15 protein-coding genes, 1 rRNA gene, 1 pseudogene and 1 riboswitch are annotated in these 17,801 nt (G+C 32.5%); of the genes and pseudogenes, 9 read left to right on the top strand and 8 right to left on the bottom strand.

Going from position 1 to position 17,801, the window contains the following annotated elements; translation table 11 throughout:
* Positions 1-629 precede the first annotated feature (629 nt).
* Positions 630-726, top strand: a riboswitch (THF riboswitch).
* Positions 727-767: 41 nt separating this feature from the next.
* Complete coding sequence (locus tag BHU33_RS02810; RefSeq protein WP_054646934.1) at positions 768-1,304, top strand: folate family ECF transporter S component; 537 nt, start codon at positions 768-770, stop codon at positions 1,302-1,304.
* Between the two features lie 51 nt (positions 1,305-1,355).
* On the opposite strand, the gene BHU33_RS02805 is transcribed toward BHU33_RS02810, so the two are convergent.
* On the bottom strand, positions 1,356-1,682 hold the full coding sequence (locus BHU33_RS02805) for a hypothetical protein (protein ID WP_054646935.1): 327 nt from the start codon (positions 1,680-1,682) through the stop codon (positions 1,356-1,358).
* A gap of 94 nt (positions 1,683-1,776) precedes the next feature.
* The gene (locus BHU33_RS02800) at positions 1,777-3,069 is read right to left on the bottom strand and encodes a hypothetical protein (protein WP_054646936.1); all 1,293 of its coding nucleotides are present in this window, start codon (positions 3,067-3,069) and stop codon (positions 1,777-1,779) included.
* Between the two features lie 97 nt (positions 3,070-3,166).
* Between BHU33_RS02800 and BHU33_RS02795 the strand changes: the two genes are divergently transcribed.
* A complete protein-coding gene (locus BHU33_RS02795) occupies positions 3,167-3,598 on the top strand; it encodes an Rrf2 family transcriptional regulator (protein ID WP_054646937.1) in 432 nt (143 codons plus the stop codon).
* 37 nt (positions 3,599-3,635) lie between these two features.
* Here BHU33_RS02795 and ppk1 read toward each other — a convergent pair whose 3' ends face one another.
* Positions 3,636-5,810, bottom strand: a complete 2,175-nt coding sequence (gene ppk1 / locus BHU33_RS02790) for a polyphosphate kinase 1 (RefSeq protein WP_054646938.1) — start codon at positions 5,808-5,810, stop codon at positions 3,636-3,638.
* Entirely contained in the window at positions 5,800-7,188 is a 1,389-nt protein-coding gene (locus tag BHU33_RS02785; protein WP_054646939.1) for a DUF2252 domain-containing protein, read from the bottom strand. Before BHU33_RS02785 ends, ppk1 begins: the two co-directional genes overlap by 11 nt.
* An 82-nt stretch (positions 7,189-7,270) precedes the next feature.
* Here BHU33_RS02785 and BHU33_RS02780 point away from each other — a divergent pair, with 82 nt between their 5' ends.
* On the top strand, positions 7,271-8,059 hold the full coding sequence (locus BHU33_RS02780; protein ID WP_054646940.1) for a hypothetical protein: 789 nt from the start codon (positions 7,271-7,273) through the stop codon (positions 8,057-8,059).
* Positions 8,060-8,106: 47 nt separating this feature from the next.
* Here BHU33_RS02780 and BHU33_RS02775 read toward each other — a convergent pair whose 3' ends face one another.
* The 3 genes from BHU33_RS02775 to BHU33_RS02765 form a co-directional block, all read right to left on the bottom strand.
* Positions 8,107-10,599 (bottom strand): WxL domain-containing protein, encoded by a 2,493-nt coding sequence (locus BHU33_RS02775; protein WP_054646941.1) that lies wholly within the window; start codon positions 10,597-10,599, stop codon positions 8,107-8,109.
* Between the two features lie 107 nt (positions 10,600-10,706).
* Positions 10,707-11,759, bottom strand: a complete 1,053-nt coding sequence (locus tag BHU33_RS02770; RefSeq protein WP_054646942.1) for a DUF3324 domain-containing protein — start codon at positions 11,757-11,759, stop codon at positions 10,707-10,709.
* A 35-nt stretch (positions 11,760-11,794) separates the two neighbouring features.
* Positions 11,795-12,604 carry a WxL domain-containing protein gene (locus tag BHU33_RS02765; RefSeq protein WP_054646943.1) on the bottom strand — a complete coding sequence of 270 codons (810 nt, stop codon included), beginning with the start codon at positions 12,602-12,604 and terminating at the stop codon, positions 11,795-11,797.
* Positions 12,605-12,876: 272 nt separating this feature from the next.
* On the opposite strand from BHU33_RS02765, the gene BHU33_RS02760 reads away from it, so the two are divergent.
* The 6 genes and pseudogenes from BHU33_RS02760 to menC form a co-directional block, all read left to right on the top strand.
* Entirely contained in the window at positions 12,877-14,025 is a 1,149-nt protein-coding gene (locus tag BHU33_RS02760) for an isochorismate synthase (protein WP_159442467.1), read from the top strand.
* A complete protein-coding gene (menD, locus tag BHU33_RS07605; RefSeq protein WP_225354796.1) occupies positions 14,018-14,950 on the top strand; it encodes a 2-succinyl-5-enolpyruvyl-6-hydroxy-3-cyclohexene-1-carboxylic-acid synthase in 933 nt (310 codons plus the stop codon). Before BHU33_RS02760 ends, menD begins: the two co-directional genes overlap by 8 nt.
* 153 nt (positions 14,951-15,103) lie before the next feature.
* Positions 15,104-15,682, top strand: coding sequence for a thiamine pyrophosphate-binding protein (locus BHU33_RS07600; RefSeq protein WP_225354795.1), 579 nt, complete (start codon positions 15,104-15,106; stop codon positions 15,680-15,682).
* Positions 15,672-16,031 carry an alpha/beta fold hydrolase gene (locus BHU33_RS07595; RefSeq protein ID WP_225354794.1) on the top strand — a complete coding sequence of 120 codons (360 nt, stop codon included), beginning with the start codon at positions 15,672-15,674 and terminating at the stop codon, positions 16,029-16,031. Before BHU33_RS07600 ends, BHU33_RS07595 begins: the two co-directional genes overlap by 11 nt.
* The gene (locus BHU33_RS07590; RefSeq protein ID WP_225354793.1) at positions 15,988-16,470 is read left to right on the top strand and encodes a hypothetical protein; all 483 of its coding nucleotides are present in this window, start codon (positions 15,988-15,990) and stop codon (positions 16,468-16,470) included. The genes BHU33_RS07595 and BHU33_RS07590 overlap by 44 nt, the downstream gene beginning before the upstream one ends.
* A gap of 37 nt (positions 16,471-16,507) precedes the next feature.
* A pseudogene (gene menC / locus BHU33_RS02745) lies at positions 16,508-17,584 on the top strand (o-succinylbenzoate synthase); the annotation flags it as partial.
* A gap of 92 nt (positions 17,585-17,676) precedes the next feature.
* Here menC and rrf read toward each other — a convergent pair.
* Positions 17,677-17,793 (bottom strand): 5S ribosomal RNA (gene rrf / locus BHU33_RS02740).
* Positions 17,794-17,801: the final 8 nt, after the last annotated feature.

Here is a 17,801-nt window from a genome sequence, read left to right as displayed (position 1 = left end):
CATGTATTAGGCACGCCGCCAACGTTCGTCCTGAGCCAGGATCAAACTCTCATTTTAAAAATGAGAACTTTACTAGCTCTTATTTATTTTATTTCTTAAAGCAAATTGACTTTGCATAATGTTTTAACCTTTAAACTAAGTTTAAAGATTACCTTACACTTTTGTAATCAAAATCTTGTTCAGTTTTCAAAGATCTACTCTTGCACTGCTTCTGCAGTGCAATTACTATAATAACTCGTTTAGAAATAATTGTCAACGATTTAACTTAATTAATTTTAAAAAACTCAATTACTTAAAGATTAATTTGTCAAAGCATTTCGTAATCATTCCCTAACGAACAATTATTAGTATATCTCATTGGTCAAAGAATGTCAAACATTTTCAACAATTAATTTTAAAAAATTTATTTTCAATTTTTAATCATAAAAACATGTCATTCCTCAAGCGACAATTAATAATATACACCTGGTTAAATCACGTGTCAACAGCTTGGTCAAAAAAAGTCAAATTTTATTTTGTTGATTTCAAAAATCATAAATTAATTATTAAATGATTGATAACATTCGTGAATAAAAGATAAATTCACTAAAATTGAAATATAATGGTAAGATATAGAAGGAACAAAATTTTTTGGGGTAGAAACTAGCGCGTTAAGTGCCAATGGAACGGAATGTGAACATTGGACGAAAAGTATTTACTTGCGGTGCTAGTTTCGCATTCGCCACTAATTTCACCAGGTAGTGGCAGCTCCAGCCAGGAGATGTCAAATGAATATTTTGAAAAAATGGGGTTTACGAACCCTTAGCATTAAAGGAATAACATACTTAGCTATTCTGATGGTTGCTGAAATTATTTTAGGCAGATTAGTAATTGGGAATAGTAGTGTTCAATTTACTTTTTCATTTATTATTATTGCTATAATTGCAAAATGGTATGGACCTTTTTGGTCTGTAGGTATTGCCATTATTGTTGATTTCATCGGAACTATGTTAAGCGGACAGCCATATTTTATTGGTTTTACACTTTCAGCAGTTCTTGTAGTAATTATTTATAGTTTAGCTTTTTATGGAAAAGATAAAGTTTCAATTTGGAATGTTTTAGTAACAACGCTAATAATTACTATTTTCATTAACATTTTACTTAATTCACTATGGGTTTCCATTCTTGCTCATACTTCATTTTATTATTTTTTACCGGTTCGAATTATCAAAAATTTAATCTCATTTCCGATTCAAACTATTTTACTGTATTGGATTTTGAATAATAAAACAATTAGACATATGAAACCAAAAATATTTAATTAAATAAAAACACTCGGCTATTGGTGGTAGCTGAGTGTTTTTATTATACACATCTTAATTTTTATGCTTATCATATTTATTTTCTAATGGTAATAATTTATCCATTAATCGACGTTGTGCTCGACCTAAGTCATTCATTTTATCTTCGATGTGACGATTCTTATCCATTCCATTGTCATGATCTTTTTTAGGATCTATAACATCTTCTGATCTCAACTGATTAATTTGTTCTTCATTAGCAATTAATTCTTCAACAATCTGGTAACGTTCTTTATAATTATCAAAACGTTTAGCATCAAATTTACCGGAATCCGTTTCCTGGTACTTTTCTTGATCCTTAATTAATTTTTTTAACTCTTTTTTCTTTGAATGAACATCCATAGTTATTAGCTCCTTAATTTTCTTATATTACTATCTTACCTTATTTTCCTTTAAAATAAAAAGACCATCACATTGATGATCTTTTTTTAATCTATTAACTAATATTTTCGTTAATTTTCTTGTGATACTTGCGAACCATTGCTACCCCAAGTGAAATCACTCCAGCAATCAATCCCATCACAACTAAACGAATATCATAATTAAAGATGTATCCTTTATTTACTCCAGACATAATACTCATGTTAGCCATGTAATTATATGGTATTGGTAATATGTGATAGAAGAATCGATAGACACTTGGCAACAAGTCATAAGGCATAATTGCACCTGCAACTAAAGTTTGAATTAATGCCAACGGAAGATTGATTAACAATCCAACTCGACCAAGCATTAAAGCAAAAATACTAACAAACTGCGCCGATACAAACGTCAAAAGTACATTTTGACCGTACATTTGGATAGCAGCGACATTATCAATATGCGTTACAAGTTTAAAAGTTAAAATACTAAAGATTGGTGCTAATACTGACATTACCAAGAAAGCAGCCTCATACATTCCAAAGGCAGCCAATTTACTACGACCATGGATTAAAGCATTTTCAAATTGTGAAAATTCCATAATCGATGCAGCCATAACACTAATAAAACAACCTAAAGAAATTAACATCGTACCAATAGTAATTGCTAAGTTGCTTGATCCGTTATTACTAATCGTTTGTGAATCAGATTCTACCGGATCAGAAATAACATAATGCTTAGCCTTTTGTTCCATCCCAGCAATCACTTGATTAGTAACTTGTTTTTGTAATTTTTGTTGTGCTTCTGGACTTTGAGCTAGCTGTGGATTAGCTTGCATTGCTTGTGTCATTTTTTCTTTTACAATTTGAGACCCTTGAGCTTTCATCATCATTTTCGTAATGACAGCCGTGTTGCCTAATTTTGTAAATTCGTTATTTAAGGAATTATCTACCGAGTCTTTCACTTTGGCAGCAATCTTGCTACTTGCTTCATCATCATATTTATTATCATAATACTTAACTTTAAACTTTTCACCATGTGAAATTTTAGATGATGTATTCTTAGGAATATCAATTACTAAAAGAACTCGCTTATTTTTCAAATCATTCTTGGCAGTAGATAATTTTGAATATTTTTTAACTTTAGGACTATTACTTTTATAATGAATCCCATCTGCCACTTTATTCTTAATTTTGTTTGCAGTTGAACCAGAATCTTCATTAACCAATGCAATTCTTGTACGATCAATATGATCGGCAGAATGTTTGTATCCAGGGATATAAACAATCGCCATAATGAATTGATAAATAATCGCAAAGATAATGGCAGCAATGGTTAATTTACTGGTCATAAACTTTTTAAAACTCATCCTTTATTACCTCCTATAAAAATTCATTGATAATATTAACGCTTTTTATTTTCGTCAATTTCATTTTATGATAACATTTAATTAAAGGAGATTCAAGATGATACTACTAACCAAGTTTAAGCAAACGCTTTCAATTATTTTATATTTTATTAATAATCAAAATAATAATGATAATAAATTCGTGTCTGGCAAAGAAATTTGCAAAGCTCTCGATCAATTTCCTGATTCTTCAATCAAAAAAAATATTACTAAATTAGTTAATAATGATATTTTACTCTCTGTTTCTGGACCAAAAGGCGGATTTTCACCCAACCCTAACATCAGTTTAGTTAACATTTCATTAGCTAAGCTATTTATTATCACCGAAAAAGATAACGAAGTCATTATCAATTCCAAATTACAAAATAATTTATTTGAAAATGGTAAGATTATTGATAAATATGACCATAATTTAAATAATATTATTGGTGAATCGTTTCAAGCGTTTATTAACAAATTAAACAATTATAAAATTAAAGACATTATGTAAAAAGCTGAACTTCGATTATGAAGTTCAGCTTTTTTGATTATAATAATTTTAATGCAACTAAAATTATTATAATGGCAATAATTAATATTACGGTTAAAAATACTTTTTGAGGAATTTTAACATCTTTACTGCTTTGCCTCGGTTTTTCCGGTTTCTCATGCGGTTCGTCGATTTCTTTGATAAAAGTTTGCTGTGCAGATTTCCCTTTGGGACTAGCATACTTAAAGTATTTACCTTTTTTATTCATAAAGAAACCATCTACATCATCCTGTTCGTAAACATCAATAATATGTTGCATTAGTTTTTTTAATTTAGGACTTAAGATCGGGGCGGCTAATTCAACTCGATTATCCATATTTCTAGTCATCAAATCAGCTGATGAAATCCATAATGAAGTGTCATCGTCATAGAAAGCATAAATTCGACTATGTTCCAAAAATTCTCCCACGATACTAGAAACTACAATTTTCTCTTTGGGACCACAAATGCCCAGTTTAAGACAGCAAGCACCCCGGACTACCAACCGAAATGGAACCCCGACAGTTGCTGCATCATAAATAGCTGCAATCACATCAACATCCGTCAATGAATTAACTTTCAAAAAGACATGACCTTTTCCAGTTCGTAAATAATATTCTTTTACTGTTTGAATATTTTGAATTACCATATCCTCGATTCGATGAGGAGAAGCCGTTAAAACCTTATACTTAGGCGGTTCTGCAACCGGTTGTTCTAGATAGTTAAAGAACGAAGCTAAATCTTTTACATAATCATCACGACTAGAAAATAGACTCAAATCAACGAACCCAGTAGCAGTGGATTCATTATAATTCCCCGTTCCAATCTGTACATAACCTTTAGGATTTAAGCCATCTTCGGTTAAGACTAAACAAGTCTTGCTGTGAACTTTCATGTATTTTTTACCAAAAACAATGTTACAACCAGCATCCTCTAATTCACCAGTAACTTTCAAATTATTAGCTTCGTCAAAACGAGCCCGTAATTCAATCATAACCGTTACTTTAATTCCCTTTTGAGCTGCTTCTTTTAACAGTTCAATTACTTTTGAATGATTAGCAACTCGATAAATTGTCTGTTTAATCGCCACTGTTTTAGGGTCATCAATAGCAGCACGTAAAAAGGTCAAAAACTGATCAAATGAATCATAAGGATATTGTAAAAGCAGGTCATGTTGATCAAGATACTTGAGCATTGATTCCGATTGGTTCCACTGTACGGCATGTAATGGTGGATAAACAAGCTTTGGGTATTGTTTTGCTAACGGTTTAACTAAACTAAATAAAAAGGTTAAATCCAGTGGACCATCAATTGGATAAACGGTTCGTTTATTAACTTTGAATTTTTTCAGAAATGACTTTAAAAAATCTAAATTTAAATCATCAGTTTCTTCAACTTCAAACATCGTAATTCGGCCTTTTTCACGATCAGCTAAATAGTGACGCAAGTTTCGAATGGTATCTTTGTTATTATCATCTTTTTCGACATCTAAAGACGCATCCAAGTCGCGGATAATTCTAAAAGTAATGATTTCTTCAATTTTGCCATCATCAAACAAATTGGTTAAATTATTACGAATTAAATCCTCTACCAATAAATAATGATCGATTCCGTCAAAATTTAATTTAATTAGTCGATTAATATTAGTTGGAATCGGTACAATTCTAATTTTCTTTTTGTTATCTTTTTTAATTAAAACACCCAATGCCATTCGTTTGTTTTTTAAATAATCCAAACTATAACGAGTATCATAAGTTGTAAAACTCAAAAAAGGTAAAATTCGCTGATCAAATAATTGATCGGCTTTTTCTTGTTGATGTTCATTTAGATCACGATATTTAGCAAAGGTTCCCATTTTGTTTTCAGCCAGTTCTTTGCTTAATTGCTGAAAATAACCATATTGAATTTTAAAATTTTTTTCGTTTCGTTTATGCACTTTTTTGAGAATTTTAGAATATTCCATTCCCGATTTTGTTTCAACTCCATCATCAGTTAATTCCATCTGACTTTGGAGACTAGGGACTCGAACACTATAAAATTCATCTAAATTATTTGAAGCAATTGCTAAAAATTTAAATCGGTCTAAGAAAGGCGTGGTATTTTCATTTGCTAAATCAATCACGCGACGGTTAAATAACAACCAACTTAAATCACGATTATAACAATTGCCAGTATTGTTATGTTCATTTATCATGTTTTCCTCTTTCAATGAATGTTTGATAATCAATTTCTACTTGTTTTAAATAATTATTTGCAAAAGTAACAAAGGCAGCTGGCATCCACTCATGACTTTGGAGATAACCAATTACCTTAGGGAAGTTTGGAGATTGGCTGTGAGCTCTAGCTAACAGACTCATACAAACAGAAACATAATCTTTAAAAGCTCCCCAATCGAGCTTATCAAGTTTTACCGAACCTTTCATATCTTTAAACTGTCTTACATAAAAACTGCGCTTTTTAGTATCAAAGTACCCTAAAAAGACATCCGAAGAACTTTGTAAAATTCTTTGACAATTAACAATTTCTTCACCTGGAGAATGCCGTTTATTAACATAAATCATTGATTTTTGATAAATTGGCAATGCCTGCTTAACTTGCAATACCAAGTAGTTTCCGTTCGCATCCTCTAATAAAATTAAATAACATAATGTTCCTACACTTCCCACTCCAACACTATGACGAACAATATCGACAATATGAAATTGGGCTAAAAATTGGTGAACATCACTACGAGTATAACTTCGATAATTGTAGTAACCTTTGGTAAGTCGTTGATAAGTTTTATTGCCAACATGCTTGGTAACTGGGGCATCTTCAATAAAACGACGTTTACCATCAACTACTTCAGTGTACTTTTTCACCGCGTAATCTGAATTACTACGAATTGCTTTTTCAACAGTTTTATTAACTAATTTCATATATGATTGGTCAAAATGATCGCGATCATCGTGAATCGCGTCAAAAGTTGAAGCAATGTTTTCCAAAGTATTAGGCATGATAAAACGCTTCATTGAAGGCATATCTCTTAAATGAATTAACGCATTTAAATAAGTATTCATAACTTTTTCAAGATAGGGATTAACGTCTTTAGCAATATCAAATCCTTGTTGTTTAGCAACCAGCAATGCACTAACTAACAAACGTTTTACATCGTATTCCCAGTGCGCCACATGAGATTCGTCAAAATCATTCATATCAAATAATAATTTCCCTTCAGGAGAACCATAATAACCGAAATTACCCAAATGAGCATCCCCACCAATTAAGGTTTTGATTCCACTCGTATAATGTTGTTCTAAATCGTGATTCATGATATCAACTGTGCCACGATAAAAAGCAAATGCTGACTTCGACATTCTTTTTCGCTTTAACTTCAATAATTTATGATAAAGCAGAGAATTCCGCACATCCATAATTTTTTTAATATCCCGTTTATGACTTTTAAAATCAGCAATCTCATCAAATTCAGCATCAATTCCTAAACGTTTTCCCTCATCCATAAGTTCAACAGAAGTTTTAGTTAAAATATCTGTTTGATTAAACTGATAAGGAACAATTTCCCTTTTACTCATAATAGCTATTCTTCCTTTCAATTACGGCAAGATTTCTTTAGACTAATTATAACAAATATGTATCTAAAAAGAGGCGATTGTGTTGGGAACAACTGTAACTGGAAGACTCAAAGAAATAAAACAACCTCGTGGTGGTTTAATTAAAAAAAGTGATTTTACTAAAGAATTGTTGAATCCTGATAGCAAATTCATTTCTTTAACAGATGAATCATTAAATCCTGCTTTAGTTGGTCTTACAGTCGATTATTTAACGCGTTACCAACTTTATGGTGCAGAAAAAGCATTTGCAATTTCTCGAATTGGCTTACACAATTTGGAAATTTCTACCGGTCATTTTGGCGACCAATTTTTCTTAGAAAAAATTGCAAATTTAAATCATAATTTAGACCAGACTACTATTTTAACTGCTGCTGAGTTAGCTTCTTTTGATACCTTTTATCGCACAGGGTATGGTAATCCATATAGATATAAAAATTTAAAACTAAATGAAGTTACGTATGAACATATCAAAGCTATGGTATTTCGGACACTTAATTTTTTAAAACAAAAAACAGATGAAAAAAAATTAGTCACTGATTTCAACTTTGATGGCGGTTACACTCAAACCATTATTAATGGGGATGGTGATTTTCATGACAACCACGGATTATGGGATTTAAAAGTCAGCAAACAACAGTTTAGCACTAAATGGAGTTTGCAAATTGTAGTATATTATCTGATGGGATTGCATAGTTATGCTGCTAAAATATTTCAGCAAATGCAAACACTTGGAATTTATAATCCTCGTTATAACTTATTATTGTCATTGGATACAAATAAATTGACGCCTGAATTACGTCAATTTATTGATATAAAAATCATTGGATATTAAAAGGGAAAGCTCATATAGAGCTTTCCCTTTTAATATCCAATATAATTTTATGAACCACTGTTAGGTCCAGAACTTAACGTCCACGTTATTTGTGAATGATAATTAGTTCCATCTTTACCATTCTTGCTTCCTACAACATTATTTTTTCCTAAAGAGCGTTTGAAATTAAATTTAATATTATTTACGTCCCAAACTCCCTGATAAGTCCCTGAGCTATTATTAGGATTCAAAATATTAGTATTTTCATTATTAAGCGGTAACGTTTTATTATCAATATTTGAAATTTTCTGCCACGATTTACCATCATTACTCAATCGCTGAAATGTCCCATTCGAAAAAGTAATCGATGGATCAGTCAAAGAATTAATATCAGATGTTAAAGGAGAAGCAGTCGCTGACAATGCCCAATTTTGCTTACTATTACCACTAGTCATCTGAACAAAAACATCATTAACTGTTGGGTCATTAGTATCTGCTTCTGAACTGGTCTTATTGCCAAAGGTTTTACTAGGATTATTATAATCAGTGGCAAGCTTCCCAGCATAATCTAACAATGGTACGGAAACAGATTCATTCCACATTGATTTACTAATGTCATAAGTTCCAAAATTAAAGTTATTGGGTACATTATCCAATCGTAATAAGCTTGCAGATGATCCGGTCCCGGGATTATTATTTACTCCAGAAGTTGGATTTGATGGATTATAAGGTCGATTTGCATAATTCTTTACTACTTTAGAAGCCGTAGGAACAGACTTATACCAATTTCCATTTCCAAGATATTTAGCAGCAAACGCAGTAATCGTTTCGCCTGCGGTTAAATGATACTGTTCTCCTTTGGAATCCTTAGGTAATGTATAAGAATACTCACCATTAGCATCTGTTGTCCCACCTGTATATGGTCCACGAATATCCGGATCATCAGGAATTTTACCTTCTGGAGAACCATCTGTTGGATAGCTATCATATTGATCATGAATATGAGGATCTCCAGTTAAACGGACATAGGCTCCAGGAAGTGGATTACCATCAGGATCAGTAACTCTAACTTTAATCGTTTTTGAATTTTCAGAATCAACTGCATTATTTAACTCAGAATTGACGATTTGAATTTTACAATCCTTAATCTGAAAATAATCACCAGCAACATGTAATCGTGAATAGTTAGCACTATTAAAGTTTCCAAATGTATTTGTACCAAACATGGTAGCGTTGGCAGAATCTACATTACCACCTCTATAATTAGCAGTTGCATTTTTAACAATCCAATTTTCATCTGAAGGACTACTATCAGTATTGGTTCCCCAATTCCAGGCATCAACCCTTCTAAACTGATTAGAAGCCAGTTTTAATGTTGGACTTCCATCAATAATTTGATTGCTTGAAGAAACATTTGTCCCGCTATATTGAAGATTTAAATCTTTCATTTGACCTAAATCAGCTAAACCAGTAATCCGTAACAAAGGCATATTGTTTTTAACTGGACCACTTTCATCAACATTCATAATGCTGTCAGTTCCAGCATTCATGCTTTTCCCAGCGATTGCAGGGAAATTTGAACCGCCATTTTCTCCCAACGCTTGATAATTAACGACACTATCATCACCCAAACTAATGCCAGCAGTACTATATAGAATCGCATGACCTGGTAAACCATTAACATTAACTTCTGCTTTGTTTCCAAGGCTAATACTATCAGAAAATTCATCTGGAGTATTGGTAGAGTAGAAACCGGTAACTTTTCCAGAACTGTTTTCACCACTAGAATTCCCCTTTTCAGGAACATTAAGGGTCACCTTAGCATTATTTCCGATTGAATTATCACCTTGTGCAAAATTACGTTTCGTAATTGGATTATAGACATTCCCAAATCCAGATGAATCTAAACTAGCTTCACCTTCAGAAAATATAGGGGCAACGCTATTTCCTTGACCCTGTAATGCATCAACATATACATTACTATCATCTAAAATATTAAGAGCACATGATTGTGAAATCTGCTGTCCTCCCCCAGCTGCTCCTTGTGTTCTAACCAAAGAATTGTCAATTGGGGAAACATATGACGTTGCTTGATGAAAATAAATATTACCTGAAAGCGTTGTTAATCCATAACGATTATAAATTGGCTGAGCCCCAACATAGGAAACATCCTTTAAAGAAATATGTGCTCCATTTGAATTTGCGTCACAAATACCATAATAGCTAGATTGATAAAAATTTAGATTACTAATATTAACATTAGCACAATAATAACGAGAATTTGGAGATCCAACATCTGCTCTCATTCTATTACCACGCAAATCAATTGTTGGTCCTTTTATTTCACCGCCTAAAGATTCAGTTTGTTTCCCGTAAATATTTACCGAATTTGTAGGATTATTTCGGGCCGCAATTCTAATATCATTGCTTCCACTGTTAGCCATGAAATTTCCTGTAACTTCGATGTTATCAGCATCTGGATTGTCCAATTGTTTCACAAAATCATCATAATTATCAACTTGAACTGTCGCAGCAGAAGCGTGACAATTAAGTATTAACATAAAAAATAAACACGACACACATAAAAATAAAAGTTTTAGAAAAGAATATTTAAATTTACTGGTCATTAAGCCACTCATCTCCCACTTACTAAGTATTTTTATAAAGTTTATTTATTTTTACGCTTTCTCATAACTAATGTTGTAATTATAAAAATAATCAAAATCAACAATAATAAAAGCGTAGAAATAAGGAACCATGGAATTGAATGAGTGACTTTAGTATTTAATTTTGCAGCTTCACCAACAGAAATTGAAAAATCTTTTTTTAAATACCATGTTTTTGGCTTATTAAACTGTGGATCGTGACTAACAACTTTAGTGGTTAAAGTATAACGACCTGGTGTAACTCTTCCAGTTTTCCATGGAATTGCATAATTAAAACTACTATTTGGAGAAATTTGACCATTTTTCGTAGTTTTCGAAGCAACTATACTTTTTGAATTTTTCTTAGTAACCTTGCTATTAACATCAACAGATCCAAGAATCGAAGGCTTGAAATTTTGAATATTAGCGATCACTTGATTTTGTAAATTAGTAGTAGAAGCATGAACTTTATTTAATTTCAAATCAGGATAAACATGTTTCCCTTTATTTACTCTCACACCAATAGCATAAGCATAACGATTAGAAATTTGTTGATTAGGATTATCTTTAGTGTATTCTAGTATATAGATTCCACCTAAAATAGTTCCTTTGAATTCTTTAAATTGTTTGTTATTGGGAGTTTTTAAATTAAAATAAATATTCTTTTGTTCATTAGGCTTTAATGTAACTGAATTATCACTATCATTTTCCAGCTGAAGCATATTTCCCATTGATAATTTCATCGAATTATCAAAATGATGTGGAGTCTTACTATAAACGGCCGTAACATTATTCCCAGTTGTTGCAGGATTCGTTTTAATTATAACATTTACGTTTTTATTTCGATTTGGATTAACAAGCGTAACTTTCAGCTTTTTATTAATTCCTTCGTTTCCAACATTAAAATCGTAATATCCTTTATCTTTAACTTGTCCATCAACATTTAAATCAGGAGTTACTCCAATTGGCGTTAAATTAGGATTTGAATTTTCAGCAGCATTTACATTTGTTAGACCAAAAATGCCAAACAAGAAGATTGACATTAATGAGAGTAATATTATTTTTAATGATTTCATTTAATAATTACCATTTCTATTTTGTTCCAATCAGTTTATTCACCACTATTAGGAGTAGCATTAACATTCCAAGTTATTTTGCCACGAAATCCTTCTTGATCTTTACCAGCAACTGATGATGAACCTCCAGGAATGGTAGTGCTAATATTGCTAGGATCCCAATAAATTTGAGTTATTCCAGCACTTTTACTTTTATCGGCTGATAAAACATTCTGTGGTGCATTATCGGAACCTAATTGAATATTATTAGATACGCCGGTCATTGGGCTCCATGATTGCCCATCTGCACTTAACTTTTGTGCATTACCATCTTTCAAATTAATGGTAGCACCGTTTAAAGTTTTACCAGAGTTAGTATAACCATCAAAAGAAGCATTTACATTCCATCCACTATCAGGATTCATCATGTCATGGAGTTGAACAAAGACATAATCCTTCTGGGCACCCTTTAATACAGTAGATTGACCCATTGAAGTACCAACTGGATCTTGGGCATCATCACTAGCTTTATAGCCACTTGCAAAAGGATCTACCAAACTATAAGTTTGTGTATTAGCATTTTTGTCATGATTACCAAAGTTTAAGTTTGCTGGGATATAATCAAATGCTAAATCCCCTGTATGTCCAGTAGGATTATTAGGATTAACTGGTTGGCTTGGATTATCTGGATTAACTGGGTTAACTGGTGAATTTTTACCCGTAAATGAAATAAAAGCATTCGTATTAGCTGTATCACTAGTATTAGTGTCATCAGCATTAACACTGGAAGTCAAAATTGCTCCGCAAACTAAAGGAATTGCGGCAATTGAAAATAATGAAATTCGTTTTAAATATTTGTAATTCATAATATCTCTCTTTCTGTTATAAAATTTATAAGTTTCAACAAAATAATTATAAAATTTAATAAACTATCAATTTTAATTATACCCTATTAATTAATTCTTTTAAAGAAATTCATTTACTCTTTTAAAGAATCAATAATATCCATATTCTAATCTTATAAATAAAAATAGATTACTTTTTCAATGCTTGTAGTATTATTATTCAATATCAAAATTAACACGTATAATTAATACTATATAATTTATCACAACTTTTATTAGAAAGTATGACAAGTATGAACATCAAAAATTTAGCAAAAAAATTCAATTACTATCAAAATGCAGTGTATTTTTCATCCGCTAACCACCAACATCGTTATTTTGGTTTTGGTAAAAGTGATGAAATCATTTCAAATGACGTTGAAGAAATTAATAACTGGCAAATTAAACAAACTGTTCCAGTTTTTGGTGGTATTCCATTTGATAAACAACATTTAGATAGTAATTTAATGAACGGATATTTCATTGCTCCACAATATGTAATTGATGAAAAAACTGGTCAAAGTTGGGGGAAAATACCGCAAGTTGACTCTCAAATTCAAACTAACCATCTAAACAAAATTATTTCTAGTATTAATGACGTAAATTGGATTGCAAGAACCACTTCCCCACTTCAAGAAATGCTTAATGATCAAAAAAAGAAAAAAGTCGTATTAGGAATGCAAAAAACAATCAACCTAGATTATCCCCTAAATCTTGATAAGCTAATTATTTCATTAAATAAACACCAACCTAATTCATATCATTTGATAATCAAAAATAACGATGAAGTTTTTGTTTCTGCTACTCCTGAGCGACTTATTCGGCTAAATAAATCAACCATTGAAACAGCAGCAGTTGCTGGGACTACCAATCGGGATCTAAATCCTAAAATTGACCAACAATTAGCTAATGATCTAAAACACGATATTAAAAATCTACACGAACACGAATTAGTAGTTCAAGAAATTACTAATAAAATTGCTAATCTAGCTAAATTAGATTATCCAGATGAACCTAAAATTTTAAAAACACCGCAAGTGCAACATCTTTACACTCCAATTACTGGAGTCCTAAAACAGCAGACTAATTTATTACAATTAGTTGCAGCTCTACATCCGACACCTGCTTTAGGAGGAATTCCCTTAGATTGGGCACTTAGTCAGATTAAAAATACTGAGCTCAACCCTCGCGGACTCTTTGCAGCACCAATTGGTTATGTTTTACCAAATGGCGATGGTGAATTTGTGATTGGCATCCGTTCGCTCTGGGAAAAACAACGAACTGTGAAGCTCTTCGCTGGTGCTGGAATTCTAGCGGGTTCGAATTTAACTCAAGAAGCACGCGAAATAAAATTAAAAATGTCAGTAATGGAAGATTTAATTAAGGAGCAGCTCCATGAATGAAACTTTAACCAATAATCTTAAACATTTAATTTTAGCCTTGCAAGCACAAGGAGTGGAGCACTTCGTAATTTCTCCAGGATCAAGAAATACTCCATTAGTTTTACTTTTAGCAGAACAACATGCCAATTTTACTATGGCAGTTGATGAACGTTCGGCTGCTTTTTTGGGATTAGGAATTGCCAAAGCTTCTCATCATCCTGTAGCCCTAGTTGCTACTTCTGGAACAGCCACGGCCAACTATTTGCCAGCTATTGCTGAAGCAGCTAGTTACCATGTACCATTAATCATCTTAACAACTGATCGTCCCCAAGAGTTGCAAAATATCGGTGCTCCTCAAACAATTAATCAGTTTAATTTATATCGTGATCAAGTTAAAGAAACCATCAATTTAAATGTCCAAGAAGTCAATACTGATGTTACAGAATATATTGATTATAAAGTACAGCAGCTAGTTCATCTTAGTCAAAATGCCCCAGTGGGGCCCATTCACATCAATTTGCCATTGCGAAAACCATTGCTACCAAAGTTAAATCAACCTTGGCCAAAGGTGGCAAAGGAAAATTTTGGTGATCTTACGATTCAATTAACCCAAACATCTTTAAATAAACTAATCAAACAACTAGAAAACAAAAAAATTATGTTAGTAGTGGGACCAACTGACCGTTTATGGTCGAAAACTAATTTTGAAACATTAGCAGAGCAAATTAGTGCCCCTATCATTGCTGATGTCCTCAGTCAGTTACGAGGATCTCAACATGCAATTGTCGGAATGGACGCAATTTTAGCATCACATTCCGAAACTAACGAGATTCTCCCAGAAGTTGTATTACGATTTGGCGGAACTCCTGTTTCAGCCAAACTATTTCCATGGTTAAAAGAACATCACATTCCAATCATCCAAATCGGTATGAACTACATTGGATAGGATCATACGCGTTCTACCCAAGCCAGTTACGCCGTTGATGAAGAACAGTTTATACAACAACTATTAAATAGTAACCTAAGTGGTAATCAAAGTTATTGGTCTAAAACTTGGAAACCACTTAAAAAGAAATTAACTGGATTTACTGATGAGCGGTTGAGTGCCCTTAGCATTGCTGATGAATTATCCAATTTACCCAGTTCTAGTCAATTATTTTTAGCCAATTCCATGACAGTGCGCGATTTTGAACAATATTTTAATCCTACTAATTCAATTAAAATCATGGGTAATCGCGGCGCCAATGGAATTGACGGAACTATTTCAACCGCAACTGGAATGGCATTCAATCGCAAACCAACTTGGTTAGTCATCGGTGATTTAGCTTTCTATCATGATATGAATGGTTTGCTGCTAGCAAAACAAAACCAGTTTAATTTAACAATCATAGTAAATAATAATGATGGAGGCGGAATTTTTTCTTTCCTACCGCAAGCTGAAGCACCATATTTTGAAACAATGTTTGGCACCCCTCAACATTTGGCGATTGATAAGGTTGCAAATCTATATGATGCTGAATATTTTAAAATAAACAAGATTGATGAGCTGCATAAGTTATGCTTACAACCATGGCAAGGTTTAAGAATTATCGAAATTCAAGATACTAGATCTCACAACTTAACCATTCACCAACAACGATTGCAAAAAGTAAAGGAACGTCTTGCTCATGAGAATTAATGATTACGATTACCAAGTTGAAATTGTAGGTCAAGGTAATCCAACTTGGGTCTTTTTACATGGCTTTTTAGGTAGTAAAGCTGATTTTGCAAAAATTGTCCCATGTGGAACAAAAATTTATATCACTGCTTATGGTTTTGCTAAAAATGATAAAAATCTCCCGGAGAATAACTTTACAGTTGCCCATCAAGTTCATGATTTAGTTGCTTTACTAACAGCTTTACAAATAAATTCAATTAATTTAGTCGGATATTCCATGGGGGGCTCGTTTAGCACTTTCCTTTGCAATTCAGCAACCACAGTTAGTGAAACAATTATTTTTAGAAAGTGGAACTGCCGGAATTGCTAATGATAATGAACGGCATATACGACAGCTAGCTGATCAAAATCGTGCGAAACAAATTGAGCAATATGGATTAACTACTTTTGTTAACCACTGGGAAGGTCTTCCTCTTTTTAATTCTCAACGTCAACTCAGTGAAAAAAGCCAACGATTTATGCATCAACAAAGAATTAACCACAACCCAGTAAACATGGCTAACTCACTCCGTTACTTTGGAACTGGAATTATGCCTAGTTGGTGGGATCAACTTAGTCAGCTAAAAATTCCAACAATTTTAATTACCGGTAAGCAAGATATTAAATTCACTAATTTAAATCAGAAAATGAATGTTTTACTGCCAAATTCACAGCATCTTTCAATTACCGGAGCTGGACACAACATTCACTTTGAAAAGCCTAAAATGTTTACCAAATTATTAAATCAGGAAAATATTCATGAAAATTAAACAAATAAATTTATTCCCATAAAGCTTAAAATTAAAACACCCTTTTATTACTAATCATGGCACAACTTCTAATCGTCCTCTTACCTTAGTCGAAATCAAACTAGCTTCTGGAGTAACTGGTTACGGAGAAATACAAGCTTTTGCTGATAACAGTTATGCTCCACAAACACAAAGTTTGGCTCTTGCAGAATTAAATCAGATCTTGCCAAATTTCATTGGATTAAATTTTAAACATCCTACTGATTTAAATAGAAAACTTAATCAGTTAACTTCGTTTGCTCGTACAAGTGTGGAAATGGCATTATGGGATGCTTATGGCAAAACAACTAATCAATCGTTATCTCAATTAATTACAGGAAAAATATCTAATTGTGAACTAATTCCAGTAGGAACCGTATTGGGAATTCAAGCTAACCTTGAGCAAACTTCCAACAAAATTAAGTTAGCTACTCAGCAAGGATACCGAAAAATAAAATTTAAAGCAGCAAATTATGAAAGTGCATTAACGTTAGTTAAACTGGCACATCAGCTAACTCCCAAACTCATTACCACGATTGATGCTAACCAAGCTTGGGAGAACAATCTATCAACTATCAATGTTCTAAAAACACTAGAAGCCAATGGTTTGCAATTAATTGAGGAGCCTTTAAAAAACTCAACATTTGTCGACTATACTAAACTACAACAAAACTTCTCCCATTTAATGATTAGTTTAGATGAAAGTCTCACTGATTTAGATTCAGTGAAAAGAGCATTAAATAGTAATAGTGCGAAAGCTTTCACTATTAAACAAGGAAAACTAGGCGGGATTTCAGCAGCATTAACTGCAATTGATTTAATTACTCAAGCTGGAAAAATTCCTTGGATAGGTGGAATGTTAACCTCTGGATTAGGTCGTTCAGTTGATTTGGCATTAGCAACTCAATTAAAAAATAGTCCCATTCCAGCTGATATTTCCGCTAGTAATCATTATTTCGAACAAGATTTTATCAATGAGACTATCGAAATTCATCAAGGATTAATTAAAGTCCCTCAAAATCCTGGAATTGGTGTAACTATTAATTGGAAAGCAGTAAGTCAGCTTCAAAACAATCTAAAAATACAATATAAATAAAAAATAGATTTTAAAATTGAACTTCATTTTATAATTAAAGACACAAAAAAAGACGTCCACCATTAAGGTGAGCGTCTCTTTCTTTTTGGGTTGCGTGGCAACGTCCTATCCTCGCAGGGGGCGATCCCCCAACTACTTTTGGCGTGCTGAAGCTTAACTTCTGTGTTCGGCATGGGAACAGGTGTATCCTTCAGGCTATCGCCACCACACTATGCTT

It is taken from the genome of Fructilactobacillus lindneri DSM 20690 = JCM 11027 (assembly GCF_002907375.1).
GTDB classification, from domain to species: domain Bacteria; phylum Bacillota; class Bacilli; order Lactobacillales; family Lactobacillaceae; genus Fructilactobacillus; species Fructilactobacillus lindneri.
The sequence above is the reverse complement of the archived record's forward strand: the minus strand, read 5'-3'. Positions and strand labels throughout refer to the sequence as shown.